Annotated in this window: 24 protein-coding genes and 1 tRNA gene; 15 read left to right on the top strand and 10 right to left on the bottom strand. The window is 69.2% G+C overall.

Annotated features, from left to right (window positions below):
• Positions 1 to 13: 13 nt before the first annotated feature.
• Positions 14 to 1,135, bottom strand: coding sequence for a ferredoxin reductase (locus OHB23_RS10850; protein ID WP_328809514.1), 1,122 nt, complete (start codon positions 1,133 to 1,135; stop codon positions 14 to 16).
• 202 nt (positions 1,136 to 1,337) lie between these two features.
• On the opposite strand from OHB23_RS10850, the gene OHB23_RS10845 reads away from it, so the two are divergent.
• Both OHB23_RS10845 and OHB23_RS10840 read left to right on the top strand, forming a co-directional pair.
• The gene (locus OHB23_RS10845) at positions 1,338 to 2,015 is read left to right on the top strand and encodes a TetR family transcriptional regulator (RefSeq protein WP_056446144.1); all 678 of its coding nucleotides are present in this window, start codon (positions 1,338 to 1,340) and stop codon (positions 2,013 to 2,015) included.
• A 20-nt stretch (positions 2,016 to 2,035) separates the two neighbouring features.
• Positions 2,036 to 2,845 carry an alpha/beta fold hydrolase gene (locus tag OHB23_RS10840; RefSeq protein ID WP_328809513.1) on the top strand — a complete coding sequence of 270 codons (810 nt, stop codon included), beginning with the start codon at positions 2,036 to 2,038 and terminating at the stop codon, positions 2,843 to 2,845.
• Here the strand turns inward: OHB23_RS10840 and OHB23_RS10835 are convergent.
• Both OHB23_RS10835 and OHB23_RS10830 read right to left on the bottom strand, forming a co-directional pair.
• A complete protein-coding gene (locus OHB23_RS10835; protein ID WP_328809512.1) occupies positions 2,842 to 3,438 on the bottom strand; it encodes a GyrI-like domain-containing protein in 597 nt (198 codons plus the stop codon). The two genes, OHB23_RS10840 and OHB23_RS10835, sit on opposite strands and share 4 nt — an antisense overlap.
• Positions 3,435 to 4,766: an MFS transporter gene (locus OHB23_RS10830; protein WP_235578968.1), complete on the bottom strand. Its 1,332-nt coding sequence runs from the start codon at positions 4,764 to 4,766 to the stop codon at positions 3,435 to 3,437. Before OHB23_RS10830 ends, OHB23_RS10835 begins: the two co-directional genes overlap by 4 nt.
• 23 nt (positions 4,767 to 4,789) lie before the next feature.
• Between OHB23_RS10830 and OHB23_RS10825 the strand changes: the two genes are divergently transcribed.
• Together OHB23_RS10825 and cmrA are read left to right on the top strand one after the other, a co-directional pair.
• On the top strand, positions 4,790 to 6,802 hold the full coding sequence (locus OHB23_RS10825) for an NADPH-dependent 2,4-dienoyl-CoA reductase (protein ID WP_328809511.1): 2,013 nt from the start codon (positions 4,790 to 4,792) through the stop codon (positions 6,800 to 6,802).
• Positions 6,803 to 6,841: 39 nt separating this feature from the next.
• Complete coding sequence (cmrA, locus tag OHB23_RS10820; protein WP_328811620.1) at positions 6,842 to 7,648, top strand: mycolate reductase; 807 nt, start codon at positions 6,842 to 6,844, stop codon at positions 7,646 to 7,648.
• Positions 7,649 to 7,652: 4 nt separating this feature from the next.
• On the opposite strand, the gene OHB23_RS10815 is transcribed toward cmrA, so the two are convergent.
• Positions 7,653 to 9,227 carry a helicase HerA-like domain-containing protein gene (locus OHB23_RS10815; RefSeq protein WP_051613380.1) on the bottom strand — a complete coding sequence of 525 codons (1,575 nt, stop codon included), beginning with the start codon at positions 9,225 to 9,227 and terminating at the stop codon, positions 7,653 to 7,655.
• Between the two features lie 123 nt (positions 9,228 to 9,350).
• Here OHB23_RS10815 and orn point away from each other — a divergent pair, with 123 nt between their 5' ends.
• Both orn and OHB23_RS10805 read left to right on the top strand, forming a co-directional pair.
• The gene (gene orn, locus OHB23_RS10810; protein ID WP_222630093.1) at positions 9,351 to 9,953 is read left to right on the top strand and encodes an oligoribonuclease; all 603 of its coding nucleotides are present in this window, start codon (positions 9,351 to 9,353) and stop codon (positions 9,951 to 9,953) included.
• A gap of 80 nt (positions 9,954 to 10,033) precedes the next feature.
• Positions 10,034 to 10,106: transfer RNA gene (locus OHB23_RS10805), tRNA-His, on the top strand.
• 54 nt (positions 10,107 to 10,160) lie between these two features.
• On the opposite strand, the gene OHB23_RS10800 is transcribed toward OHB23_RS10805, so the two are convergent.
• Positions 10,161 to 11,384 (bottom strand): DUF4185 domain-containing protein, encoded by a 1,224-nt coding sequence (locus OHB23_RS10800; protein WP_328811572.1) that lies wholly within the window; start codon positions 11,382 to 11,384, stop codon positions 10,161 to 10,163.
• Positions 11,385 to 11,898: 514 nt separating this feature from the next.
• On the opposite strand from OHB23_RS10800, the gene OHB23_RS10795 reads away from it, so the two are divergent.
• Entirely contained in the window at positions 11,899 to 12,648 is a 750-nt protein-coding gene (locus tag OHB23_RS10795; protein ID WP_231476309.1) for a M23 family metallopeptidase, read from the top strand.
• Between the two features lie 4 nt (positions 12,649 to 12,652).
• Here the strand turns inward: OHB23_RS10795 and OHB23_RS10790 are convergent, their stop codons facing one another.
• Complete coding sequence (locus OHB23_RS10790; protein ID WP_442973038.1) at positions 12,653 to 13,813, bottom strand: L,D-transpeptidase; 1,161 nt, start codon at positions 13,811 to 13,813, stop codon at positions 12,653 to 12,655.
• Between the two features lie 535 nt (positions 13,814 to 14,348).
• On the opposite strand from OHB23_RS10790, the gene OHB23_RS10785 reads away from it, so the two are divergent.
• Genes OHB23_RS10785 through OHB23_RS10770 form a run of 4 tightly spaced genes read left to right on the top strand, consistent with a single transcriptional unit; the run spans position 14,349 to position 17,789 of the window.
• Positions 14,349 to 14,741, top strand: a complete 393-nt coding sequence (locus OHB23_RS10785) for a TOBE domain-containing protein (protein ID WP_027505607.1) — start codon at positions 14,349 to 14,351, stop codon at positions 14,739 to 14,741.
• Complete coding sequence (locus tag OHB23_RS10780; RefSeq protein WP_328811618.1) at positions 14,741 to 15,559, top strand: ABC transporter permease; 819 nt, start codon at positions 14,741 to 14,743, stop codon at positions 15,557 to 15,559. The genes OHB23_RS10785 and OHB23_RS10780 overlap by 1 nt, the downstream gene beginning before the upstream one ends.
• Positions 15,556 to 16,665 carry a sulfate/molybdate ABC transporter ATP-binding protein gene (locus tag OHB23_RS10775; protein ID WP_082544551.1) on the top strand — a complete coding sequence of 370 codons (1,110 nt, stop codon included), beginning with the start codon at positions 15,556 to 15,558 and terminating at the stop codon, positions 16,663 to 16,665. The genes OHB23_RS10780 and OHB23_RS10775 overlap by 4 nt, the downstream gene beginning before the upstream one ends.
• Positions 16,662 to 17,789, top strand: coding sequence for a TetR family transcriptional regulator (locus OHB23_RS10770; RefSeq protein ID WP_328811570.1), 1,128 nt, complete (start codon positions 16,662 to 16,664; stop codon positions 17,787 to 17,789). Before OHB23_RS10775 ends, OHB23_RS10770 begins: the two co-directional genes overlap by 4 nt.
• 36 nt (positions 17,790 to 17,825) lie before the next feature.
• On the opposite strand, the gene glgX is transcribed toward OHB23_RS10770, so the two are convergent.
• Entirely contained in the window at positions 17,826 to 19,880 is a 2,055-nt protein-coding gene (gene glgX / locus OHB23_RS10765; RefSeq protein WP_222647476.1) for a glycogen debranching protein GlgX, read from the bottom strand.
• Positions 19,881 to 20,030: 150 nt separating this feature from the next.
• On the opposite strand from glgX, the gene OHB23_RS10760 reads away from it, so the two are divergent.
• Positions 20,031 to 20,894, top strand: coding sequence for a YhjD/YihY/BrkB family envelope integrity protein (locus OHB23_RS10760; protein ID WP_051613317.1), 864 nt, complete (start codon positions 20,031 to 20,033; stop codon positions 20,892 to 20,894).
• Here the strand turns inward: OHB23_RS10760 and OHB23_RS10755 are convergent.
• Both OHB23_RS10755 and OHB23_RS10750 read right to left on the bottom strand, forming a co-directional pair.
• Complete coding sequence (locus tag OHB23_RS10755; RefSeq protein ID WP_328811569.1) at positions 20,827 to 21,552, bottom strand: CDP-alcohol phosphatidyltransferase family protein; 726 nt, start codon at positions 21,550 to 21,552, stop codon at positions 20,827 to 20,829. The two genes, OHB23_RS10760 and OHB23_RS10755, sit on opposite strands and share 68 nt — an antisense overlap.
• Positions 21,553 to 21,562: 10 nt before the next feature.
• Positions 21,563 to 21,859, bottom strand: coding sequence for a hypothetical protein (locus tag OHB23_RS10750; protein WP_027505601.1), 297 nt, complete (start codon positions 21,857 to 21,859; stop codon positions 21,563 to 21,565).
• A gap of 213 nt (positions 21,860 to 22,072) precedes the next feature.
• On the opposite strand from OHB23_RS10750, the gene OHB23_RS10745 reads away from it, so the two are divergent.
• From OHB23_RS10745 to OHB23_RS10735, 3 genes are read left to right on the top strand one after another with little or no spacing between them, the layout of a single operon-like run.
• Positions 22,073 to 22,438: a PLD nuclease N-terminal domain-containing protein gene (locus tag OHB23_RS10745; protein ID WP_056446171.1), complete on the top strand. Its 366-nt coding sequence runs from the start codon at positions 22,073 to 22,075 to the stop codon at positions 22,436 to 22,438.
• 49 nt (positions 22,439 to 22,487) lie between these two features.
• Positions 22,488 to 24,191: an ABC transporter ATP-binding protein gene (locus tag OHB23_RS10740; RefSeq protein WP_328811568.1), complete on the top strand. Its 1,704-nt coding sequence runs from the start codon at positions 22,488 to 22,490 to the stop codon at positions 24,189 to 24,191.
• Positions 24,188 to 25,939 (top strand): ABC transporter ATP-binding protein, encoded by a 1,752-nt coding sequence (locus tag OHB23_RS10735; RefSeq protein ID WP_328811567.1) that lies wholly within the window; start codon positions 24,188 to 24,190, stop codon positions 25,937 to 25,939. Before OHB23_RS10740 ends, OHB23_RS10735 begins: the two co-directional genes overlap by 4 nt.
• Positions 25,940 to 25,942: 3 nt before the next feature.
• Here OHB23_RS10735 and OHB23_RS10730 read toward each other — a convergent pair whose 3' ends face one another.
• The gene (locus OHB23_RS10730) at positions 25,943 to 26,863 is read right to left on the bottom strand and encodes an MSMEG_6728 family protein (protein WP_328811566.1); all 921 of its coding nucleotides are present in this window, start codon (positions 26,861 to 26,863) and stop codon (positions 25,943 to 25,945) included.
• Positions 26,864 to 26,952: the final 89 nt, after the last annotated feature.

The following is a 26,952-nucleotide window of genomic DNA, read 5'->3' as shown; positions in this document are numbered from 1 at the left end:
GCATGTGGATGGGTCAGACGTCGATGTCGACGTCGCCCACGGGGACGGAGATGCAGAGCTGGATTTCGTTGTCCGGATCGGAGTCGAGCTCACCGGTCTTGACGTTGCGGGTGCATCCCGACTTCTTGATTGCCGTGCAGGTGAAGCAGATTCCCATCCTGCAGCCGAATTCCGGTGTCAGCCCGGCATTCTCGGCCTGCTCCAGGAGGGTGGCGCCGTCGTTCTCCGCCTCGACGGACGAACCCGAGAACGACACGGTTCCCGAGGCATCCCCGTCGACGACCGGAACGGCGGTGACGAACTCCTCCGAGAACAACGACTCGGAGAGCCCGAGGTCGTCGAACACCGACCTGACACCCTTCATCAACCCGGGCGGACCACACAGGAACGTCTGCGCCGAGGCGTGCCAGGGTGCTGCGGCGTTCAGGTGCTCGGTGTCGAAGAATCCGTGCAGATGACCACCGTTCTGCTGATCGGTGTACGCGTACAGAACGTCCACGTTGTCGTTCTCGGCCGCGATGCGGTCGAGTTCGGCGCGGTAGCAGACGTCGTTCTCCGTGTAGGCGTAGTGCAGGAATGCCACGCGTCCGGTGTACCCCTCGTGCACCAGCGTGCGCAGCATCGACATCACCGGGGTGATGCCGCTTCCACCACTGATCAGCAGAACGTGGTCCGGCCGCGAGCTCGGGAGCTCGAAGGTGCCCGTGGCCGGCGCGAGATTGACCACGAGACCGGGCTTCGCCGAGGCGACCAGGTAGTTGGACACGATGCCGTCGGGTTGAGCCTTGACGGTGAGCTCGATCGTGTCGTCGTCGGTTCCGGCGGTACCTGCCGGGGAGTAGCAACGCGTGTGCCGGACGCCGTCGACCACGACGCCGATCTGCACGAAGTGGCCGGCGGAGAACCCCTTCCACTGCCACGTGGGGCGCAGCGTCAGCGTGACGGTGTCGGGAGTCTGGTGACGGACGGCCACCACCTCGGCGCGTATGTCGTCGACAGTCATCATGGGGTCGACGAGTTCGAGGTACCGATCGACCGCGTGCGGCGTCGTCAGTGTCTCGAGCAACCGGGGCCGCAACCTGGACAGCAGCGAACTGCGACGGCCGCGCGATGTGGGGGTGGTGGCGATGCTCAAGTCGTCCTCCTCGAATGACGGGCCGGTGACCGGATCACTTCTCCAGTGCACACTCGTTCACTGGAACCGAGTGTGGCAGCCCGTACCGGCAACTTTCAAGGCCAATGTGACGACGGACACGTACCGTGAGCAGCAGTGACCCGCCAGGCTCTCGCGCGGCGGAAGTGCACACCCATACACCGATGTCGGTTAATGTCGAGGAATGTCCGAGAATTCCGTAGGTTCCACGACGGCCAGCAGGGCCGAACGCAAGGAACGCACCCGGCGGGCACTCGTGGACGGAACGCTGGACGCCATCGCGGACCGCAGTTTCTCCAGCGTGAGCCTGCGGGAGGTCACGCGCGCGGCAGGAATTGTGCCGACGGCGTTCTACCGCCACTTCGCGTCGATGGAGGACCTCGGAGTCGCGGTCGTCGAGGACAGCATGCGCGTCCTTCGCAAGATCCTGCGCGACGTCCGTCGTCACCCGTCCGCGGACAACGCGCGCGAGTCGCTCGAACTGCTGGTGGGCGAGATCCGCGAACACGACGTCCAGTTCCGCTTCCTGATCCGTGAACGGTCCGGCGGGGTGGTGGAGGTCCGGCGCGCGATCGAGACCGAGCTGCGAATGATCGTGCACGAGCTTACCCAGGACCTGTCCCGGATCCCCGCCCTGTCGTCGTGGCCCGGCGACGATCTCGAGATGGTCGCCGACCTCATCGTCAACACGATGCTGGCGACGGTGGTGGACCTGGTCGAGGTGACGCCCGCCGGCGCGGCCGAACGCGATATCGTCGAACGCGCGCTGTCCCAGCTGCGCGTGATCATGCTGGGAATGGGCCAGTGGCAGCCTCGGAACGTCCGCGGCGCACGGACGTCGGCAGCCGCCCTCGGAGCGTGAGGACCCGATAGCCTTTCCCCATGCAGATCTCAGTCGGTGACCTGACCTTCGACGCGGACCGCTACGGAACCCCCGGCGACCGCCCGGCCCTTCTCCTGCACGGTTTTCCCGAGACGTCCGCGAGTTGGCGCGACGTGGCGATCCGCATGGCGGACGCGGGCCGCGACGTCGTCGTGCCGAACCAGCGCGGGTACTCCCCCGGTGCGCGTCCGTCCGGTACCGACGCGTACCGCATCGACCTGCTGGTCGCCGACGTCATCGGAATGCTCGACGAACTGGGCTTCGCGGCAGTCGATCTCGTGGGGCACGACTGGGGGTCGATCGTCGCCTGGTACGTCGCGGCGCTGCATCCGGATCGCGTGCGCACCCTCACCGCAGTGTCCGTCCCGCACCCGGCCGCCTTCGGGTGGGCGATCCGCGAAGACGAGGACCAGAAGAAGCGCAGCGAGTACATGACGCTCTTCCGTCAGCCCGGCAAGGCGGAGGATCTGCTGCTCGAGGACGACGCCCGCCGGTTGATCGCCATGTTCTCCGGTGCCGCCGATCCGACGATCGTCTCGCAGCATCTTCCGGTGGTCGGCCGACGTGACACGCTCACCGCCGCGCTGGAGTGGTACCGCGCCATGACGCGCGACTTCGCGGATCTCCCGTCCGTCGAGGTGCCGACCACCTACGTGTGGGGTAACCAGGACACGGCGGTCGGCCGCGCCGCCGCCGAGCGGTGCGCCCAGCACGTCACCGGCCCCTACGAGTTCGTCGAATTGAGTGTCAGCCACTGGGTGCCGGAGGACGATCCGGACCGACTGGCGGACGAGATCCTCGCGCGTTAGCGCGTGACCGGTTGTCGCAGAATCGTTCTCAGCTTGTCGGTCACCACACGCCGTGGGTCGCCGAGATAGATCTCGTGATGGCGTCCCGTCATTCGGAGCGAGTGCGCCGGGACGACGACGTCGTGCATGTGCGCGAGCACCGGCGCCTCGTCCTCGTAGGACCCGACGTGCAGCGTCTGCACGCACAGCCCCTCGTCGAGACGTATCAGGCGCACGTCGCCTGTCCGCGGGCCCGCCTTCTGTTCGCGGACGGCCTCCAGATGCTCGGCCGTGATCCAGTCGGGGGTCATGATCATCGCGGTCCATCGCCATCGCGACGGGTCCCGCTCGCGGGTGAACGACGCCCAGTCGTCCGCCCACCACAGCGCTTCGAGCGGCATCACCACGTGGTCTCTGCCGAGTTCACGCTTGCCGAGGAACTTCAGGCCGTACGCGAGCGGATAAAGAGACGACACCGCGTCGGTCCAGGCGGTCGTGTTCGGATCACCGTCCCCGTCGATCGTGAGGTACTGCAGGGGCGGCACCTCGACCACGTCGAACACCCCGAGTCGAGCTCTGTACGTCGCGATCTCCTTCTTGTGGTCGACCTTCACGCCGCCGCGTCCCTCCCCCGATCACCCTCGGGTGCCGCGACGCGGAGCAGGGCCAGTAGCCCGGCCGCCAGCACCAGCACGATGCCGATGATGCCGGCCCGATCCGCGTCGAAGAGGAAGACGAAGAGTCCGAAGAGGCTCGGAGCGAGGAACGAGACCGCGCGTCCCGTCGTGGCGTAGAGGCCGAACATCTGGCCTTCCCGTCCGGGCGGGACTATGCGGGTCAGGAAGGTGCGCGACGCCGACTGTGCGGGTCCGACGAACAGGCACAGGATCAGTCCGAAGATCCAGAACATCAGGGGACCCGAGACGGCGAGCAGGACCAGCCCGGCGACGATCATCGACACGAGCGAGACGACGATGACGAGCTTGGGCCCCAGCACGTCGTCGACACGCCCCGCGACGACGGCGCCGAGTGCGGCGACGACGTTGGCGGCGACCCCGAAGAGCAGCACGTCGGCACTGGAGATGCCGTACACGGTGACGGCCAACACCGCTCCGAAGGTGAAGACCCCGGCCAGACCGTCACGGAACAGAGCGCTCGCGACGAGGAACCACACGGTGCGGCGGTCGGTGCGCCACAGCTCGGACACGTCGCGCCACAGCACGCGGTACGACTCGAGGTAGCCGGCTCGCGCGGCCGCCGCCTCGGGGTCGGTGACGGGGAGTTCGGGAACCGCGAAGAGCACGGGAAGCGAGAACACGAGGAACCACACCGCCGCGAGCAGCGCCACGAGCCGGATGTTGAGGCCGTCCTCGGTGGTGATGCCCAGCAGGCCGCGCTCGTCGCCGTCGCCGGCGATGAACCCGAAGTAGCACATCAACAGCAGGACGATGCCGCCGAAATAGCCCATCGCCCAGCCGAATCCGGACACCCGACCCAGATTGTCGGGCGTCGAGACCTGACGCAGCATCGCGGTGTAGGGCACCTGCGCCACCTCGAAGAGCACCGAGGCGACGGACAGCAGGATCAGGCCCAGCCACAGGTAGTGGTAGTCGTCCTTCACGAAGAACAGTGCCGCCATGCACACGACGGTCGCGGTCGACAGTACGAAGAGGAGCCGTTTGCGGCGACCTCTGGCATCGCTGCGCTGACCGGAGACGGGAGCCAGGACCGCGACCAGAACTCCGGCGATGCCGAGCGACCACCCCAACCACGACGTGGCGGACACTCCGCCGGGCAGATCGGCACCCACCGAGTCGGTCAAGTACACCGAGAACACGAACGTGAGGATCACGGCCTGGAAGGCGGCACCGCCCCAGTCCCAGAAACCCCACGCCAGCACCTGCTTCTTCGTCACGACACCGGGCGCGCCCACGACCACCATGTCTCGCAGCATAGGGTGCCGAGATGACCGACTTCCCTGTTCTGCTGTCGCCGATCACGGTCGGTCGTACGACGTTGCCCAACCGGGTGATGATGGGCTCGATCCACACTGGACTCGAGGATCGGGCGAAGGACGTAGAGAAGCTCGCCGCGTACTTCGCCGAGCGCGCCCGAGGTGGTGTGGGACTCGTCGTCACCGGGGGCTACTCCCCCAATCGCACCGGCTGGCTGCTTCCGTTCGCGGCCAAGTTGACCAACCGTCTCGAGGCCCGTCGCCACCGACGCGTGACCGATGCCGTGCACCGCGAGGGTGGTCGGATCGTGCTGCAGATCCTGCACGCGGGCCGCTACTCCTACCATCCGCTCTCCGTGAGTGCGTCGGGTGGGAAGTCGCCGATCACCCCGTTCCGCGCCCGCGGCCTCACCGATCGGGGCGTGGAACGGCAGATCAGCCACTACGTCCGGTGCGCGCGCCTGGCGCAGCGCGCAGGCTACGACGGCGTCGAGATCATGGGCGGCGAGGGCTACTTCCTCAACCAGTTCCTCGCTCCGAGGACGAACCGTCGCACCGATCGATGGGGCGGGTCCGCCGAGAACCGGCGCCGCCTTCCGGTGGAGATCGTGCGTCGCATCAGAGCAGCGGTCGGACCGGACTTCCTGCTCTCGTTCCGGATCTCGCTGGCCGATCTGGTCGAGAACGGTCAGACGTGGGACGAGATCGTGGCACTCTCCACCGAACTCGAAGGAGCCGGGATCGATCTGTTCGACTCCGACTTCGGCTGGCACGAGTCGCGCGTGCCCACCATCGTGACGTCTGTACCGAGGGCCGCGTTCATCGACTTCACCCGCCGCCTCACCGAGGTGGTGACGGTGCCGGTGGCGGCGGCGAACCGGATCAACATGCCGGAGGTCGCCGAACGCCTGCTCGCCGACGGCAGCGCGCACCTGGTGTCGCTGGCCCGCCCGATGCTGGCGGATCCCGACTGGCTGCTCAAGGCGAGGAACGGCCGACGGGACGAGATCAACACGTGCATCGCCTGCAACCAGGCCTGTCTCGACCACGTCTTCGTCCACCGCAAGGCGTCCTGCCTGCTCAATCCGCGGGCCGGGCGGGAGACCGAACTCGTGCTGTCCCCGACTCGCTCCGCGAGAACGGTCGCCGTCGTCGGCGCCGGCCCGGCGGGACTCGCCACCGCGGTCGCACTGGGGCAGCGTGGTCATCGCGTCACCCTCTTCGAGGCGCGCGACGAGATCGGCGGCCAGTTCGCGATCGCGCAGCGCATCCCGGGCAAGGAGGAGTTCGCCGAGACGGTCCGCTACTTCACCCACGCACTCGCCGCAGCGACGGTCGACGTTCGGCTCGGCACGACGGCCGGCGCCGCGGACCTCGTGCACTTCGATCGCGTCGTACTGGCCACGGGTGTGGTGCCGCGCATCCCGTCCATTCCCGGCATCGATCACCCCAGCGTCGTCACGTACGCCGAGGCGGTGCTCGGCCACCGCGACGTCGGCAGGCGCGTGGCCGTCATCGGGGCCGGCGGCATCGGTGTCGACGTCTGCGAGTTCCTCACCACGGAACACTCCTCGACTCTGGACACCGCGGAGTGGCGTCGGGAATGGGGAGTCACCGACGATCCGGCGGCCGCGGGTGCCGTGGCCACCGCCGTCGCTCCCCCCGCGGCTCGCGAGGTGTACCTGCTGCAGCGGACGGCGGGACGGATCGGGACGCGACTCGGCAAGACCAGCGGCTGGGTGCATCGCGCTGCCCTGCGAAGCAGGAACGTGACGCAGTTGTCGGGGGTGCGGTACGACCGGATCGACGACGACGGACTTCACATCACCGTCGACGGACGGACACGCGCACTGGAGGTCGACACGATCGTCGTGTGCGCCGGTCAGGAGTCGGTGCGCGATCTTCTGGACGATCTCACAGCTGCGGGAACAGTAGTTGACGTCATCGGCGGCGCCGACGTGGCGGCGGAGGTGGACGCGAAGCGGGCGATCGAACAAGGGACCCGCCTCGCGGCCGCCCTCTGACGTCGCGTGCTCCGCAGCGTCACGCTAGCCTCGGTGACCGTGAGCCTCCCCGCACCCACCGCAGAGTCCCGTGCCGTCGTCACCGGAGCGTCGTCCGGCATCGGAGAAGCACTCGCCACCGAACTCGCCGCCCGTGGTCATTCGCTGATCGTCGTCGCCCGTCGAGGCGAGTTGCTCGAGGCGCTGGCGGCGAAGCTGACCGCCGAGCACGGCGTCACCGTCGAGGTCCGCGTGAACGATCTGTCCGATCCCGTTCGACGCCAGACCCTGGCGGACGAACTGGCCGGCCGCGACATCTCGGTGCTCTGCAACAACGCCGGCATCGCCACCTTCGGTCCGGTGTCGGGGCTGGATCCCGCCTACGAGCGCGCCCAGGTGCAGCTCAATGCTGTTGCGGTGCACGATCTCACGCTGGCGGTCCTGCCCGGCATGATCGAGCGCGGCGCCGGCGGCATCCTCGTCACCGGCTCGGCCGCGGGCAACATGGCCATCCCCAACAATGCGACCTACGCCGCCACCAAGGCGTTCGTGAACACGTTCTCCGAGTCGTTGCGATCGGAGCTCGCCGGCACCGGCGTGCACTGCACGCTCCTCGCACCCGGCCCGGTCCGCACCGAGACGCCCGATCCCGCGGACGCCTCCATCGTCGACAAGCTGGTGCCGGACTTCCTGTGGATCGACAGCGCGTACACGGCACGGCTGTCTCTCGACGGGCTCGAGAAGAACAAGATGCGCATCGTTCCCGGAATCCTCAGCAAGGGCATGTCCGTTGCGGGCCAGTACAGTCCGCGCTCGATCAGCGCTCCGATCATCGGCAGCTTCTACAAGAAGCTCGGCGGTTCCTGACCTTCTACCTCCGACGGCGGCGTCCGGTCCCGAAGATGCTCCGTGAGATCTCGCGACCGGCCGCACTGGCTGCTGACCGCAGGAAGCTCTTCACGGCGGGGTTGGCCATGATGCGTTCTGCGGCCGACGGCCCTTCCGGCTCCGGCGCGGGCAGCGGCGGCAGGTCGTAGGTCTGCGGCAGCGGCGGGAACTCCGGCTGCTGCGGCGTCGGTTCGGGGGCCATCCGTGCGTTCAGCAACTCGTACGCGGACTCGCCGTCGACGGTGGTGCCGTACGTCGCGTACAACGGACTGGCGGTCGCGGCGGCCGTGATCGCGTCCGTTCCGATGGTGTCCATCAGCGACTGCGGCGGACGAATCCTGGTCCAGGCCACGGGAGTCGGCGCGCCCCGCTCGGACAGCACCGTGACGATCGCCTCGCCGGTCCCGAGGGTGGTGAGTGCCTCCTCCAGGTCGTAGTCCGCACTCTTGGGATAGGTCCGTACCGTCTTGGTCAGCGCCTTCTGGTCGTCCGGGGTGAAGGCGCGCAGCGCGTGCTGCACCCGCGCGCCGAGCTGGGAGAGCACCGGCCCGGGAACGTCCGACGGCAGCTGCGTGCAGAAGAAGATGCCGACACCCTTGGAGCGGATCAGTTTCACGGTCTGCTCGACCTGCTGGAGGAAGGCCTTCGACGCGTCGGCGAAGAGCAGATGTGCCTCGTCGAACACGAACACCAGCTTCGGTGCGTCGAGGTCCCCCTCCTCCGGCAGGGTCTGGAAGAGATCGGCCAGCACCCACATCAGGAACGTGGAGAACATGACGGGACGCGCTGCGAGAGCGCCGAGTTCGAAGAGGGTGACGATGCCGCGTCCGTCCGGTGCGGTGCGGATCAGGTCCTCCGTCCGCATCTCCGGCTCACCGAAGAACGTGTCGCCGCCGTCGGCCTCCAGGTTCACCAGTGCCCGCAGGATGACACCGGCGGTGGACGACGAGACGCCGCCGATGCCCTTCAGGTCGGCCTTGCCCTCGTCGCTCGTGAGGTGCGTGATGACGGCACGCAGATCCTTCAGATCGAGCAGCGCGAGCCCCTGCGTGTCCGCCCAGTGGAAGATCAGTCCGAGGGTCGACTCCTGAGTCGCGTTGAGCTGCAACACCTTGCTGAGCAGGATCGGGCCGAACGCCGTGATGGTCGCGCGTACCGGCACCGCGCCACCCTCGGTACCGAGGGAGAGGAACTCGACCGGGAATCCCGTGGGCGCCCACCCGTCCGCGCCGGTCTCGCCGGCCCGGCCGCGCAGGCCGTCCGAGTCCGCGCCCGGAGCGGACAGTCCCGAGAGGTCGCCCTTGACGTCGGCCAGCACCACCGGAACACCGGCCGCGGAGAGCTGTTCGGCGATCACCTGCACGGTCTTCGTCTTGCCGGTTCCCGTGGCGCCGGCCACGAGGCCGTGACGGTTGACCATCTTCAGCGGTAACCGGACCCGTGCGGTCGGATCCGCGACGCCGTCCAGCACCACACTGCCGAGTTCGATGGCGGGACCTTCCGTGGCGTACCCCGCTGCGATCGCGGCCGCGCGGCCACCCTCCGTCGGTTCCGTCATCGTCACTCGTGCTCCCGTTCTCGTGTCGCCGGCGGTACGGGCTGAACTCTATCGCCGGTACCGACACGTGCGGGTCTACTGTGGCAGCGGTACCGATGGACACGACGGATACCGAGGATGTGCGTGAACGACAAACTGGTGTGGATCGACTGCGAGATGACGGGCCTCGAGCTGGGCTCGGACAAGCTCATCGAAATCGCGGCCCTGGTCACCGACAGCGACCTCAACGTTCTCGGCGACGGCGTGGACATCGTGATCCACTGCGACGACGACGCACTGGCCTCGATGCCGGACGTGGTCACCGAGATGCACGCCAAGTCGGGGCTCACCGAGGAGGTCCGTGCGTCGACGGTCACGATGGAGCAGGCGCAGGAGAAGGTGCTCGAGTACATCCGGCAGCACGTTCCCGCCGGCACCGCGCCGCTCGCCGGCAACTCGATCGGCACCGACCGCGGCTTCATAGCGCGGGACATGCCGGAGCTGAACGACTACCTGCACTACCGGATGATCGACGTCAGCTCCATCAAGGAGTTGTGCCGCCGGTGGTACCCACGCATCTACTTCGGTCAGCCTCCCAAGGGCCTCGCGCACCGGGCACTCGCGGACATCGAGGAGTCGATCCGGGAGCTCAAGTACTACCGGCAGACGGCCTTCGTGGCGGCTCCGGGACCGACCACCGAGGAGATCGGCGCCGTTGTGACGACGCTGACCGGTGGCGACGCGTGACACAGGGAACCGATTGGCTTCCCGCGTATCGGTCACGCTAGTATCGAACGCGCTGCATCGCCGCAGGGTGTGCAGCAATGGTGGGCGTAGTTCAGTTGGTAGAGCACCAGGTTGTGATCCTGGCTGTCGCGGGTTCGAGTCCCGTCGTCCACCCCGAACACGAAGGCCCCCGACTCGCGAGTCGGGGGCCTTCGTCGTGCGTGGGGCTCAGCGGGGCAGCGCGTCGAGGTCCGTCCGCATGAGGATGACGTTGTAGGACGAGTACTGCGACGCCGTGAAGTACAGCGAGTCACCGGCCGACCTCGGGTGGATGTAGGGCGCATAGAGGCCACCGCCCGGGTAGTTGCCGATGTCGTTGTTCACCACCAGCGCGGTGGGAGCGCTCCACGGCCCCTCGGGCGCCGACGCGGTCCGCGCCATGATGCGGCCCTCGACGTCGTTGCCGTACAGCATGATGTAGCGACCGAGATACGCATTCCACGCGACGGACATCTCCCCGACCGGCTGGCCGACCACAGGAGCGGCGGCGGCCAGGTCGGAGGTCCAGGACCCACCGTTCCAGTACTCGTACCGGGTGAGGTCCAGCATCGCGTCGGGTGCGACGCGGGCCAGGTAGGCCGCACCGAGACGGCCGTTCGGTGTCCCGTACTGGTACATGAACCCGTCCTGGCCGCGGACGAACGCCGCCTGCTGGAAGCGGGCGTCCAACTGCTCCGTACCGGGGACGGCCACGCCGCTGTTGAACCGGATCGTGCCGGGCTCGGGGAACCACGTCTGCCCGTTGTCGCGCGACGTCGCGATTCCCGCGTAGTTCGTCGACCACACCGAGCCGCTCCACTCGCGGACCGACATGAAGTGCAGATACTGCACGCCGTTCACGGCGATCGCCGACGTGGGAACGATCGTGTACTCGACAGGTGAGAGCCCGAGAGCCGAGAGCAGTTGGGTGGCGAATCGCGGATCGTTCCCGGCCACCACCGCACCGGAGTTCACGTCACCGGGCACACCGTCGGCGAACGTGATGCCGTCCGACAGGTCGGTATCGTTGCTGCGCAACAGAACATTGTGCCGCCACTGCCCGCCCGGGACCGCGCAGTTCCCGAAGGTGTCGCCGAACGCCATGAGGGTCTGACCGGCTCCGTTGTCCCAACTGATGCCGAGATCGGTCCCCGAGATTCCGAAACGATCGAACGTCCGGTTCACACTCTCCTGACCGGTCACCCACCCCACGGTGGACGTCGACGGCCCGTTGTAGGCGGGCACCGGACCCTGCCGTCCCGCAGGTGGCTGACCGGGAAAACCTGTTCCGTCGATCCCGGTACCGGGCAGTCCTCCACACGGTTCGGCCGCCGCCACGGGCGCGAGCACCAGGCTCACTCCCCCCACCAGTGCCAGTGCCAGCGCAGCCGCCATCGCCCGTTGTCGTCGCATACAGAACATCCCCCACAGTCGCGCCACACGCGGCAGTAACCCGCCCCCGAACGCAAGGTACCAGTCCGGACAGGTCCGATCTCCGCACCGGGACGGCCCCACCGACGAATTACACGTATGTGTTTTCGCAGGTAGGCCGGCACAACCGAATTACGTTGGTGTAATTGAGCATTCGTGTTACCGAGCGATACTGCTGTCCCGTAGAGTGACCCGTGGCGCTCTTGGGGAAGGTGCGCCGTGTGTTACTCGTGTTGTTCGCTCGACGGACGTGAATGCCAAGGGAAGGGCATTCGACTTCGCCGAGCGGTGCGCCGTGGGCGACTGCTCGTCCGGTACCGGTCGGTGAGACCGGTACGGGTCAGAGGGACGTCGACGGCCGTACCGCCGTGGACAGCGCAGCAGCGACGGGACTCCTCCCCCGGGTCGGCGCCGACCGAATGGCGACGCCCGTGGGCGCATACGGAGGTAGCTCGTGCACCGAACATCACACTCGAACACCGCATCACAGGACACCGTGGACGCATCGCCGTCACCGGTGCGCCGCCGTGGTCGCTGGGGATCCGCCGCCATGGTGGGCGTCGCGGCCACCGGAGCTCTGCTCTTCGCCGGGACACCCACGGCCGCAGCGGCACCCGCGCTTCCGCCGCTCCCCGCTCTGCCCGCGTTCCAGATTCCCGGTGTTCCGCTGAGCGCCAAGCAGCAGGCGGCGATCCTCGCCGCCGTCTTCGACGCGACGGGCGTGCTGGTGCAGGAGGTCGCGGGGCTCGTTCTCGGCGACATCACCCTCACCCCGGTGACTCCCGACGCCGCGCCGGACGCAACGTCGCCCTTCCAGGCGGCCCCGCTGGGCGTCGGCGGATCACGACTCCCCTTGACGCCCGGCACCTTCGAGGTCACGTCCGGTTACGGCGGGCGCAACAACCCGACCGGCGGCGGACGGCAGAACCACGAGGGCATCGACCTCGGAGCCGCGCAGGGCACCACGATCTACGCGGTCACCGGCGGCACAGTCACGCAGGCCGGTGACGCGGGCGACGGGTACGGCAACCTGGTGAAGATCCAGAAGGGCGACACGGAGGTCCTCTACGGACACCAGAGTCGCATCGATGTCGCCGTGGGTGACACCATCGCTCCCGGTCAGGCCATCGGCGCGGTCGGCAGTACCGGCGACTCCAACGGCCCGCACCTGCACTTCGAGGTGCGACGCGGCGGCGAGGCCGTGGACCCGGTCGGTTACCTCACCGCTCTGGGCCTGAAGGTCTAGCGGCTCAGACGGACTGGGCGTTGCCGGCTTTCCACTCGTCCCACGGGATGTTCCAGTCGCCCAGTCCGTCGGTACCCGACAGCGTTCCACCCACGGTGTTCTTCACGACGGTGATGTCACCACGCTTGGTGTTGTCGTAGACCCACTTCGCGTTCGACGGGCTCAGGTTCAGGCAACCATGGCTGACGTTCGAATAGCCCTGTGATCCGACGGACCACGGCGCCGAGTGGAAGAAGATGCCGCTGTACGACATTCGCGTCGCCCAGTCGACCGGAGTGCGGTAGCCCTGCGCGGAGTCCACGGCGACGCCGTAGGTCGACGAGTCCATGACCATGGACGCGAACTTGTCACCGATGATGTAGACCCCGTTGTCGGTGGGCGAGCTGTCCTTGCCCATCGACGTCGGCATGGTCTTGACGTCGACTCCGTTGACGGAGAACTTCACCTGCTTGGTGGCGTCGTCCGCGGTGGCGATGACGGCGTCACCGATCGAGAAGGACGACGACGCGTTCTCCTGGCCGAAGAGTCCCTCGCCGAGGTCGCGACCGAAGACGTCCACCGTCACGGTGACGCGGGTGCCGGGAGCCCAGTAGTTCTGCGGGCGCCACCGCACCTCTTTCTGGTTGACCCAGTAGAAGGCACCCTCGACCGGCGGGTCCGTCACGACGGTGATCGCGTTCTGCGCGGCGATCTTGTCGGGGATCGGCTCGTCGAACTGCACGGCGACCGGTTGGCCGATGCCCACGATCTCGTTCTCGGACGGCAGCAGGTACGGCTTGGTGACGTTGTCCGGCGAACTGGTGGTGAAGGACGAGACGGACGACGCCTCACCGCCCAGACCGTAGGCCCGCGTACGCAACGTGTAGGTGCCGTTGTAGTCGAGCACCTCGCTGTTCGTCCAGGACGACCGATCCTCGGACAGGGCTCCGGGGACAGGGGTGCCGGCGTCGTCGGTGAGCGTCACCTCGGACAGGGTGCCGTCCGCCACGGTCACCGCGACCGGAGCACTCGGGGAGAATCCGACGGACGCGTCGGGCGCCGGCAACGACACCTTCGGCTTCATGAGCTCCGACAGCGGGTTGGAGTCGATCGGCGCGGGAGCCGCCGTCGGTGTCTGACCCGACCCCGCCGTGCACCCGGCCGCGGAGAGTGCGAGCACCGTCATCGCGGCCACCAGAGTCGAGCGCCCACGACGGGTCTTACCCCACGACATCGTCATTCTCTCGACTCCACTCACCTGCGCCCGAACCATCAGCTATCACGCACATGATGCCATCCACCTGGGATTTCTCACCACTCCGGAGCTGGGGAACACGGTCACGGTCGAGTACCGATCGAGCATCGACCCGGCTCCTCACCAGCGGTCCGGAGCCTCTGCCAGCGGGAATGCGGACCGGGCGTCCCGTTTCGATGATCGCGGGTGCTGTTGGTGTGCGTCACAAGCGACCCCGGACAGCACGATGCCGCCGAGCGTGAACTCGGCGGCGTCGAGGACGGAGTCGGCCGTGCGCCTCTCGGCAGAAGGCCGCTCGTAGCGGCGAAAGGGGTGGTACCCGGGGCATGGATCCGACTCCGTCGAGCTGTGCAACGCCGACACCCCCGAGTCTGTTCCCGGCCGCTAGCATCACGTGGATGCGCGCCCTCGGTCCCACGTCGTCCGCATCTGCGCCGCGCCCCGTCTCGTTCCGGCGTGCGACCCGATGAGTGATCTGCGTGTCCGAGACGCCGCCGCCCTGGTCGGTGTCAGCGACGACACCGTCCGCCGGTGGATCGAGAGTGGTGTCGTCGAGACGTCGAAGGACTCGGCCGGACGCACCGTCGTGAACGGCGCCTCGCTCGCGGCGCACGCTCGGGCCCGCGCCGCCGCACCGCCGGATCCGAGCGGCACGGTCAGCTCCGCGCGCAACCGTCTGGCCGGACTCGTCACCTCGGTGGTCGTCGACACGGTGATGGCCGAGGTACAGATGCAGTGCGGCGCGTTCACCGTGACGTCGCTGATGAGCGCAGAATCGGTGCGGACACTCGGACTGGAACCCGGCAGCGTCGCCGTCGCGGTGGTCAAGGCGACCACCGTCATCGTCGAGACACCGTGATCTCCGTCCTCGCGGGCGGGACGCGCGGCCACCGCGACGCGGTGCGTCCGCCCGCCTGGATCCTCGTGCCGGCCAGCCTCGGCACGGCGCTCGTCGTGCTCCCTCTCGTGGCGATGCTGCTCTCGGTCGACGTGGCTCGCTTCGTTCCGCTCGTCACCTCGGAGTCGTCCCGGGCCGCGCTGCTGCTCAGCCTGCGCACGGCGGCCGCCAGCACTGTCCTCTGCATCCTGCTGGGGGTGCCGATGGCCCTGGTCCTCGCGCGGTCGACCGGGCGGATCGTCGCCGCCGTGCGCGCACTCGTCCTGCTCCCCCTCGTCCTGCCCCCGGTGGTGGGTGGGCTCGCCCTGCTCTACGCGTTCGGCAGGCAGGGACTGCTGGGTGAACACCTGCGGGCATGGGGCATCGACATCGCCTTCACCACCACCGCGGTGGTCCTCGCGCAGACGTTCGTCGCCCTCCCCTTCCTCGTGATCAGTCTCGAGGGCGCACTGCGCACGGCGGGCACGCGGTACGAGGTCGTCGCCGCGACCCTCGGAGCCTCACCCGGCACCGTCCTGCTGCGGGTCACCCTTCCCCTGGTCCTGCCCGGGCTGGCGTCGGGTGCGGTGCTCTCCTTCGCCCGCGCGCTCGGCGAGTTCGGCGCCACCCTCACGTTCGCCGGGTCGCTCCAGGGCGTCACCCGCACCCTCCCGCTCGAGATCTACCTCCAGCGCGAGACGGATCCCGATGCGGCGGTGGCCCTCTCGCTGGTCCTCATCGTCGTCGCGATCGTCATCGTGATCCTCACTCGCAGTCGGCGTCCGGCAGGCGTGCTGTGACACCCACCGACACTTCGGTCGTCCTCGACGTCCGTCACCGAGCACGCGGCGCCGACCTCACGCTCACGGTGCCGTCGGGCGGTGTGGTGGCGATCCTCGGGCCCAACGGTGCCGGGAAGTCGACGCTGCTGTCGATGGTGGCCGGACTCGTCCGGCCCGACGACGGCGTGGTCCGCATCGGAGCGCGCACCCTCACCGACAGCGCGCAGCGCATCGACGTCCCGCCGCATCGCCGACGGGTGGCTCTCCTCGCCCAGGACGCGCTGCTGTTCCCACACCTGTCCGCGCTGGCGAACGTCGCCTTCGCGCCCCGCTCACGAGGTGCCGGACGAGCCGAGTCCGAGCGACTCGCGCGCCGATGGCTCGAGGCCGTCGACGCGGCAGACCTCGCCGATCGGCGGCCGCGCGCACTGTCCGGCGGACAGGCCCAACGCGTCGCCCTCGCCCGCGCACTCGCGGCGGACCCCGACGTGCTCCTGCTCGACGAGCCGTTCGCGGCGCTCGACGCCGAGTCCGCACCGGCCATGCGCCGCGTGCTCCGCGAGGTGCTCGCCGAGACCTCGCGCACCACCCTGCTGGTGACCCACGACCGGGTCGACGCCCTGACGCTCGCCGGTGAGGTGGCCGTCGTCGACGCCGGACGAGTGGTCGAACACGGCACCGTCCGCGACGTTCTGACGGCTCCGCGTACCCGGTTCGCGGCCGCCCTCGTCGGAGTGAACTCGATCGAGGGCACCATCACCGCTCCGGACACGCTCACGACCGCGTCGGGTGTCGCCGTGCAGGGCCGCGCCCCGGATCCTCTCGACGCGGGCTCATCGGCGGTGGCCCTGCTGCATCCCACCGCCGTCTCCGTCTTCGTCGACCCACCGCGGGGCAGCCCCCGCAACGTGCTGCCCGTGCAGATCGGCCACGTGGAGTCCACCGGATCGTCGGTCCGCATCACGTCCACCGCGGCCGCGGGTCTGCCCGCGCTGCACGCCGACGTCACCGTCGCGGCGGCCACCGAACTCGACCTCGTGCCCGGCCGTCGCGTCCACTTCGTCGTCAAGGCCGGCGAGGTGGCACTGCACGCCGCGGCTCCCGGCGCGCCCACACCGCGGTGACCGGTGGGTCGCCCCGGCCGCGGCGACTGCTCGACGCGGCAGCGGATCTGTTCGGCGCCCGCGGCTACGCGGCCGTCGGCATCGACGACGTCGCGGCGGCCGCGGGCGTCTCGGGGCCGTCGGTGTATCGGTGGTTCGACTCGAAGTACGACCTGCTCCGCACGCTGCATCTGACCGCGGTCGAACGCCTCGAACGGCGCATCGCTCGGGAGGGCGCTCCCGCCGATCACCACGCGCTTGCTCTCGGCGCCCTCACCGTGCGCCGCTCGCTCGGCACGCTGCGCCGCGACCGCCCGCATCTGCACGACCCCGACATCGGTTCGGTGACCACGGTTCTCGATGCCGTCACCGCGGCAGCACGTCGTGCCGATCCGATCCTTCGGCCCTCTCGCGACTCCGACGTCACGACTCGGGCGGTGCTCTCCACCCTCTCCAGCATCGGAACGCACCGCCTCACCGTCCCCGCCGCCGCGGTGCTCGAGGTTCTCGACTCCGCGTGCGCCGCGGTCCTCTCGGCGGACCTGCCGGACGCCGTCGACGATCCGGAACTCCCGCACGGCGTCCCGCCCGTCGGGCGACGGGACGCACTCCTGCGCTCGGCCGCGGCGCTGTTCGACGAGAGCGAGCCCGCCGACGTGACGATGGCGGCCATCGCCTCCTCGGTGGGCATCGCGGCGTCGAGCACGTACCGCTGGTTCGGCGGCAAGATCGTGGTGCTGGACGAGGTGTGCCTCGGCGCCGCGCGCCGGGCGGCAGACGAGACGGCGCGTGTGCTCGCCCGGTCGGACACGCCGCACCAGGCGCTGGCCGGGCTGGCGCGGCGGCGCGTGGCCCTCGCGACGCGGGCGCCGGCACTGCGGGTACTCCGGCGCCACGGCCTCTCGACCGGTCCGGCGACGGCACGCGAGCTCACCGTGATGGCTCGTCAGGAGCGCGGAGAGTGGGTGCACCTCCTCGCGTCGACGATGCCGGGACGCTCGCGGGCACAGTCGTCGGTTCTCGTCGAAGCAGCGTTCACGGTGGTGGACGACCTGTCACGGCACGTCGACGAGCGCCGGCTCGCCGCGGTGATCACCGCGATGCTGGGTGTGGACGACGGCGGGCCCCGATCACCACATCGGTGATCGGGGCCCGCGTCGGATCTGCCGTGCCGCGACCGGCTACTGAGCCTGCAGCAGCGTGAACGACCTGTCTCGTACCAGCAGTGACGTCGGGTCCTCGCCCACCTGCTGCTCGGGGTCGCTCGAGATCGTGAGCGACCACGTCTCGTCGGGCAGGGTGAACTCGACCGGGGTGTCGGAGGCGTTCATCAGCCACAGGAACACGGTGTCCTCGGCCGACGACTTGAACAGCACGGCGATCGACTTGTTCGATCCGGTGGTCCAGTCGTCGTCACCCATCGCGACGCCGTCCGCGCGCTGGAAGTCGATCGTGTCGGGTCGACCGCCGCTCGTGTCGGTGGTGGTGTCGTCCTCGCCGTGGCGGAACCACACCGGACGCAGCGCCGGATGCTCGCGGCGGAGTGTGATCAGCGCCGTGGTGAACTCGACGAGTGCGTCGTCGGCGACCGCCCAGTCGAACCACGAGATCTCGTTGTCCTGGCAGTAGGCGTTGTTGTTGCCGCCCTGCGAGCGCGCGAGTTCGTCGCCTCCCAGGAGCATCGGAACGCCGGCCGAGAGAAGCAGCGTGCCGAGGAAGTTGCGGCGCTGGCGATCGCGCAGCGCGTTGACGTCCGCATCGTCCGTCGGACCCTCCGCGCCGCATCCCCACGACCGGTTGTCGGACTCGCCGTCCTGGCTGTCCTCGCCGTTCTCCTCATTGTGCTTCTCGTCGTACATCGTGAGGTCGGCGAGAGTGAAGCCGTCGTGCGCGGTGATGAAGTTGACACTCGCGAGGGTGGGCCGGCGATCGTTCTCGTAGACGTCGGGGCTACCCGAGATACGTTGCGCCAGAGCGGGAAGGCTACCCTCCTCGCCGCGCCAGAAGTCGCGGACGTCGTCGCGGAACTTACCGTTCCACTCCGACCACCGCGCCGGGAAGCCGCCGACCTGATAGCCGGCGGTGTCCCACGGCTCGGCGATCAGCTTCACCGGGGCGAGCACCGGATCCTGATGCACCATGTCGAGGAACGCGCTGTGTCGGTCGAGGTCCTCGTCCTGACGGGTCAGGGTGCTCGCGAGGTCGAAGCGGAAGCCGTCGACGTGCATCTCGGTGACCCAGTAGCGCAACGAGTCCATGATGAGGGCGAGTGCGGCGGGATGGCCGACGTTCAGGCTGTTGCCCGTTCCCGTCGTGTCGTAGTACGAGCTGTGGTCCTCGGGGACCAGCCGGTAGTAGGACGCGTTGTCGATTCCCTTGAGGGACAGGGTGGGTCCGAGGTGGTTGCCCTCGGCGGTGTGGTTGTAGACCACGTCGAGGATCACCTCGAGGCCGGCCGCGTGCAGCGCCTTGACCATCGACTTGAACTCGGTGACCTGCCCACCCGTGTCGCCCGCACTGCTGTACTCGTTGTGCGGCGCGAGGAAGCCGATCGAGTTGTATCCCCAGTAGTTCCGGCGACCCTCCTCGAGCAGGTGCGAGTCCTGGACGAACTGATGCGTGGGCAGCAGTTCGACGGCGGTGATGCCCAGCCGTGTCAGGTGCTCGATGGCGGACGGATGCGCGAGGCCCGCGTAGGTCCCGCGGACGGCCTCGTCCACGTTCTCGTCGAGCTGGGTGAACCCCTTGACGTGCACCTCGTAGACGACGGACTCGGACAACGGGATTCGCGGCGCGGCGTCGTCTCCCCAGTCGAACGAGTCGTCGACGACCACGGACCGCGGCATGAACGGCGCGGAATCGGCGTCGTTGCGTGTCTCGGGCTCGTCGTGATGGTGGGAGAACACCGCTTCGTCCCATTCCACGGACCCCGCAACGGCTTTCGCGTAGGGGTCGAGGAGGAGCTTGGCGGCGTTGTGGCGCAACCCGGCGGCCGGATCCCACGGGCCGTCGACCCGGAATCCGTATCGCGTTCCGACGGACATGTTCTCGACGATGCCGTGGAACACGTGGCCGGTGTACTCGGGCAGTGTCGTCGACGACAGTTCGGTACCGTTCTCGTCGTACGTGACGACGGTCACCGACTCGGCCGTCTCGGTGTAGACCGCGACGTTCGCGCTCCCGTCGGGTCGAAGACTGACACCCGGGGGGTAGGGGGTGGAAGGCTGTCGTGTCACTGATGGCACCAGTTCTCTGTCGTAGGTCCAGCTCGTGGAGGGACCGGAAGTCACCCACGGAAGTCGTGCGGGTCCCAGCGTTCTTACCCGCGCACCGCCCAGACGAAACGGTGCAGGTTGAGCGCACGGGCCACCGGGTAGACATGCCCCATGACGGGCGTCCGCACGACTCGGCGCATCGTGCGTGAACGAACGGCCGTCGCGGCGGGAATGCGACGTCGGCTGGCGGCGCGCGACACGGCCCTGGTGGCGGCGGGCATCACGTTCTACGGCGGCATCGCCGTCGTGCCGATGTTGCTGTTGGGTCTGCGCCTCACCACGCTGCTGCTGGGTGAGGAGACCGTCGTCGGGTACGGAGACGCCATCGCCGGACTGCTGCCGGGCGCGGCGGGCGCCCCGGGTGCGGTGCGGACCCTGTTCGACGCCGGGACCCACCTCGGGTGGCTGGGCGGCCTGGTCGCGATCCTGCCCGCCACCTTCTACGGCGAGGGCATGCGACGGGCCCTGCTCGTCTACGAGCCCGTGCGCGAATCGTTCGTCGGCTGGCGCGGTCGCGCGTCGGCGCTCCCGGTCCTGATCGTCACGCCACTGCTCACCATCCCCGTTCTCGTGGTGGGCAACGCACTCGCCTCGGTGAACGGCGGCATCGGCGCGGGAGCGTTCCGCGTCTGGCTCGGATTCGTCACCGTCTGGCTGGTGCTCGCCGTACCCATCGGATGGACGTACCGGGTGGTCGCGCCGACCACCCTCTCGCGTACGGCCGTCGCGATCGGTGCCTTGACCACCGCGTCCTTCGTCTCGGGATTCCTGCAGGGCTACGTGCTGTTCCTCGCGATACCCATCGACTGGTCGGGCCCGTTCGGCGGCCTCGAACCCGTCGGGGCGGCCGTCGCCACGGTGCTGTGGCTGTTCCTGCTGCATATCATCGTGCTGATCGGCTGGGTGTTCACTCTCGAGTGCGACCGGGTCGCGGAGCGGGAAGCGCACTCAGAGCGTGATGGATCGACACGCTGATCTGACTGAAGCCGACGACGGCGAGGATCAGGGACACGGCGGCGCCGATGGTGCCTAACAGCGGACCGGTGTCCACCACCGAGGCTCCCAGGAGAGTCACCACGACGGCGATCACGCGGGACGGGCGCTCCCACACCGTCACGACTCCGATCGACGCCATCCCCGCGGACACCGCGCGAGCCCGCGCCGTCTCGTGCAACAGGGTGAGCAGCGCGACCGCGACCACCAGGGGTGCGGGTGCTCCCAGCACGAGGAGAACCGCGAAGACGAGCATGTCCGAGAGTCGATCGGCCACCGAGTCGGCAACGTAGCCGAATGCCGTCGACCGACCGCGGAGCAGTGCGACGGCGCCGTCGAGGCTGTCCACCAGCGCCGACAGGACGAGAAGCAGTGCCGCCGCGCCGGCGCCCCACGGACCGGAACCCGCGACGGCGAGAGCCAGGACAGCGAAGAGAACCCCCACAGCGGTGACCGCGGTGGGGGCGACGCGCGCCCGCGCGAGCGGGCGGGCCAGAACGTACGTGATGGTCAGCCAGCCGTGCACCAGTGCCGACGAGTGCACGTCGTACCCGCCGTGCAGCTCGGACCACGCACGGAAGTACTGCGTGCGAGTTCTCGGCACGGAGACGACGGGTTCCGACGCATCGGAACCCGTCACGTGATCGTGGTCAGTGACCACCGGGATCGGTGAGGGACTTGCCCTCGGCCGCCTTGACGCGCTTGCGCTCGAGCAGGACCACGGCGAGGCCGGCGAGCAGGAGAACCGGGCAGGCGATGCCGGCGACCAGCACCCATCCCTCGAAGCCGCCGCCCGCTGCGGTCAGGCCCAGTCCGAGCGCGACGAAGCCCAGCGCCATCAGGAAGTAGCCCGGCCATGCGCGGCTGTCGGTGATGGCCTCACCGGCGTGCGCACGCGTGGTGCGTGCGAAATCCTGCGGCTGCTCGTTCTCGTTCTGCGCGACCACGACTTGTCCTTTCGTCGATACATCCGTGCATGCCCGTCGGACCGCCGGGGGAAACCCGGTCGGTGGGCGCTCACAGAGGGCATTCGGAACCACCTACCCCCGCGACGGCTCGCACGGAGTGACGAGGGCGACGTCGGGCGCTAGGGTGAGCGCGTCAACAGACCATGCGGTTCGTGAATCGGGACGTGAACCGCTCTACGTGAGGACGCGCCCGTGCCCTATCTCGGCCTGATCGTCGCCGTGCTCTGGATCTTCTGCCTCATCGACGTCATCACGGCCGACGAAGGTGGCATCCGTCACCTCCCGAAGACGGTCTGGCTCCTGCTCGTCGTGTTCCTTCCTCTCGCCGGGTCCGTGGCCTGGCTCGTGGCGGGCCGGCCCGTCGGCGGCGGCATCTGGGGCGGTCCCGACGCGGGACGCCGACCGAGCGCGACCCGTTTCCCCGAGTACGACGTCCGTCCCGGCCGCGCGGTCGCGACGAACTCCGAGTCCGACGAGGAGTTCCTGCGTCGGTGCCGGGAACGCGCTCAGCAGCAGCGCGACGCCGCCCGTCGCACCAGGAATCCCGAGCACGACTGACGCGTACGCGTCGTCCCGACCGGTCGGCCACGTGGGTTAGGGTCGGCTAATGCATGACGCACCTCCGTCGACCGGCGGGGCCATCCTGCGCCGCACCACCCGGCGCCACCGTGTGCGACTCGTCGGTTCGTCGGCCCTGTTCTGTGTGCACCAGTTCTGCGAGACGATGGTGCCGGTCGCCATCGGTCTCATCATCGGCCGCGCGGTCGAGACCGGCGACGTCACCGCGATGATCGTCTCGTTGCTGGGGCTGGCGGGCCTGTTCGTCGTCCTCTCTTACGCGTACCGCTTCGGCGCCCGCATCATCGTCGTCGCGATCGAGCGGGAAGCACACCTGCTGCGCGTGGAGGTCGCGGGACGCGTGCTCGACCCGCGCGGCGTCCAGGTCGATCTCGGCCCCGGCGAGTTGTTGACGGTCAGCACCTCGGATGCCGAGAAGACCTCGTGGGCGCTCGACGCCATCGCCCGGGTCGCCGCCGCGGTCACCGCCCTCGTCGTCACTGCGGTGGCACTTCTCGTCATCGATGTGCCGCTCGGGCTGGCCGTCGTCATCGGCACGCCTGTCCTTCTCCTTCTCCTGCAGTTGTGTGCGCCGTTCCTCACCCGCGCCGCGACCGATCAGCAGGCGGAGGTGGCCCGCGTCTCGGGTCTCGCCACCGATCTCGTCAGCGGCGTACGGCCCCTCCGCGGTATCGGCGCCGAGGACGTCGCGTCCCGGCGGTTCGTGCAGTCGAGCCGACGTGCACTGGCCGCGACGATGCGTCTGGCCCGTGGCAACAGCGTGTACCTCGGTGTCTCGGCGACGGTGGGCGCGCTGCTGTCCGCCGCCGTGGCCGGCACGGCCGGGTTCCTCGCTCTCGAGGGCCGGATCTCCGTCGCCGAGCTGATCACTGTCGTCGGACTGGCGCAATTCCTCATCGAGCCGCTGAGTTCGCTCTCCCGACTTCCCGGCTTCCTCGCGGTCATCCGCGGATCAGCGGACCGGTTGGCATTGGTTCTCGGCGCCGACCCGGTGGTCACCTCCACCGGTACGCGGTCCCCCGACACCTCGTCCGTCGGACTCGACGACCTGTCCTACGGGACCTTGACGCATCTCGACCTGCATCTCGAGCGCGGTGAGATCGTCGGCGTCGTCGCCTACCGGCCGCAGGACGCCGATGCATTGGCCGCCGTCCTCTCCGGCCAGGTGTCGCCCGACGACGTCACCGGACGGCTGACGGTCGGCGGCGTCGACGTGACCGAGCTCGCGCTCCCCGAGGTCCGCCGCACCGTGCTGGTGGAACCGCACACGTCGGATCTGTTCGCCGGCACGGTGCGGTCCAACATCGCCCTGGACCGCGGGAGCGACCTCGACGCCGCGGTGACCGCCTCCGCCGTCACCGACATCGTCGCCATGCACGACGGCGGTCTCGACCATCCGGTGACCGACCGCGGTGCCAGCCTGTCCGGTGGGCAACGCCAACGAGTCGCCCTCGCCCGCGCACTCGCGGCGCAGCCACCGGTACTCGTCCTCCACGATCCGACCACCGCCGTCGACGCGGTGACCGAACACGCCATCGCCACCGGCATCGCGGGACTACGTCACGACGGCGACGCCCGCACCCAGACGACGGTGCTCATCACCACCAGCCCCGCGCTCCTCGCGGTCACCGACCGCGTCGTCGTGCTCGACGAGGGGCGCGTCGCGACCGTCGGCACCCACCACGGGTTGGCGGAGACGGACGAGCGCTACCGAGAGGCGGTTCTGCGATGACCGAACCGACCGCACTGCTGCCCATCGCGAGTGGACGGCGATGCTGGGCATTCCTTCGCGGCGAACTCCGTGCGCGGCGGGGATCGGTCGCGCTCACCGTCGCCATCGGCGTGGTCGCGGCGGCCATGGCACTGATTCCCGTGTACATCTTCGGCATGCTCGTCGATCGGGTGACCGAGGGCGCACCGACGTCCACGATCGTCGGTGTCGTGACGGTCATCGGCGCCGCGGCGGTCGCGGGCGGTGTCTTCACCGGGATCGGCGCCTACACCGTCAGTCTGCTCGGCGAGAAGATGTTGGCCTCGCTGCGCGAGCGCGTCCTCGGTCGCGCACTCCACCTCCCGGTGAGCACACTGGAGCGAGTCGGCAAGGGAGACCTGCTCTCCCGCGTCGGGGACGACATCGCGGTGATGGCGAAATCGCTCGGCGAAGTGGTGCCGAACATCCTCGCCGCCGTGCTGCTGGTCCTGCTCAGTCTGATCACGATGCTCGGGCTCGACTGGCGTCTGGGACTCGCGGGCATGGTGGCGATCCCGATGTACGTGATGGCCCTGCACTGGTATCTGCCGCGGTCCGCCCCGATGTACGCCGCCGAGCGCGTCGCGATGGGCGAGCGCGCCCAGTCTCTGGTCAGCAGCATGCAGGGGGCCCGCACCGTGCGGGCGTACGGCATGGAGGGTGAGCACCTCGCGCGCATCGACGCATCGTCCGGCAAGGCTCGCGACATCGCCGTCACCGTCTTCCGTCTCTTCACCCGGTTCGGCTCGCGCAGCAACCGGGCCGAGTGCGTCGGCCTCTCGGTCATCCTCACCGTCGGCTTCCTCCTGGTGCGCGAGGACGCCGTCACCGTCGGTCAGACCACCGCGGCGGCACTGCTGTTCCACCGGCTCTTCAACCCGATCGGCATGCTGCTGTACTCGTTCGACGACATCCAGTCGGCCGGGGCCTCCCTCGCACGACTGGTGGGCGTCATCGATCTGCCCGACGACCGCTCCCCCGGGACCGAGGCGGAGCCCGCCGACGGCACCGTCGTCGTGACGAACCTCCGCCACTCCTACGACGGGGTCGACGACGTCCTGCACGGGATCGATCTGCGGATCGACGACGGCACGACGGTGGCGCTGGTCGGCTCGACCGGCGCCGGCAAGTCCACCATCGCCGCGCTCGTGGCGGGCTCGATGCGAGCGGACTCCGGATCGGTCCGGGTGGGCGGGGTGTCGCTCGACGACATCGGCTCCGATCGACTGCGCCGGCACGTCGCGATCGTCAGCCAGGAGGTGCACGTGTTCGCCGGACCGCTCATCGACGATCTGCGGCTCGCGGCACCGGACGCGGATCGGGAGACGGTCGAACACGCGCTGCGGACGGTCGGCGCGCACTCGTGGGTGAGCACCCTCGAGGACGGTCTCGACACGGTGGTCGGCGAGGGCGGCGTCGAGCTGACTCCGTCTCGCGCGCAACAGATCGCACTGGCCCGCATCGTCCTGGCCGATCCGGCGGTCGCCGTCCTCGACGAAGCCACCGCCGAGGCCGGCAGCGCCGGCGCGCGCGACCTCGAGGAGGCCGCCCGGGCCGCCACTCGCGGACGGACGACTATCGTCGTCGCCCACCGCCTCACCCAGGCGGCGAGCGCCGACAGCGTCGTGGTGCTCGAGCACGGCCGCATCGTCGAGCAGGGGCCGCACCGGGACCTGGTGGAGGCCGGCGGCCGGTACTCCGAACTCTGGTCCGCGTGGCGAGGGCGCTAGTCCTCACGTCGTCAGACGGAGCGACGGAACAGCCGCGAGCTCGCCCGGCACCGCGGCACCGGACGTGACCACCAGCGCGTACTCCCCGGCATCGCGCACGGTCGCGCCACGGCGGAACACGCGCAGACGCCCGGGATCGCGGCCCTCTGCCCGCATCGCCTCGACGTCCTCGGGGGTCGGCTCGCGCGCGACGGAGGCCGACACCGTGCCGCCCGGCTCGGCGGACGGTTCGGGCAGCGGGAGGTCGGGAGCGAGCGGGTCAGTGTCCAGCAGGAGAGCCGTGCGGCCCGGCCGCACCAGCGCTGCAGCGACCGTCAGCAGACGGTGGTTCGTCGTCCGCACCTGCGCGGATCGGCCACGGTGCAGGGCCCGCAGGGCGGACCACTCCTCCGTACCCGGGTCGAACAGCTCTGCGGGCGCGCCCATCTCGATCATCGAGGACACCACGGCACTGGGCGTGGTGTCGCCGACCGTCAGGGGCCAGCGCGGGAAAAGGGATCCGGGCCAGACGTACCCGGTCTCCCCCGCCCAGACGGCCGGGTACGCCTGCGGCGCCTTCGCGGCCAGGGCGCGACGATGGCTCGCGTGCACCGAGTCGTCACCGAGCCAGGGCGGCAGTCGGCCGTCGTCGCGCAACTCGTCGTACGTCCACGCACGCCCGTCGCTGTAGTCGAGGAGCCGTGCCTCCAGGGCCTCCGCCCGCCCGCGGGCCGCCCACTCCCGGCAGGTCGCGATCCCGTAGGCCACGAGCGCCGGGGTGAATGCCCGCCACATCACCACCGCCGGGTGGTTCTTCCACCCGTAGGAGGGCCATACCAGGGCGCGCAGGATCTGGAAGGTCTCGACGCGTTGCTTCCCGAGCCGCTTGTCGTCGAGCAGCTGTGCGCTGCGGGCGAAGCCGGGGTCGGGGAGGAACGTCTGCATTTCGAGAGGGTGACCGACGAGGGCCGCGTCGAAACGAGGGTGCCTCTGCGGAGTTGCGACCTGCTCGAGCCGAACCCTGTGCCGACCCC

It is taken from the genome of Rhodococcus sp. NBC_00294 (genome assembly GCF_036163995.1).
GTDB lineage: Bacteria > Actinomycetota > Actinomycetes > Mycobacteriales > Mycobacteriaceae > Rhodococcoides.
Note: the sequence above shows the minus strand (reverse complement) of the source record. Positions and strands in the feature narration are given on the sequence as shown.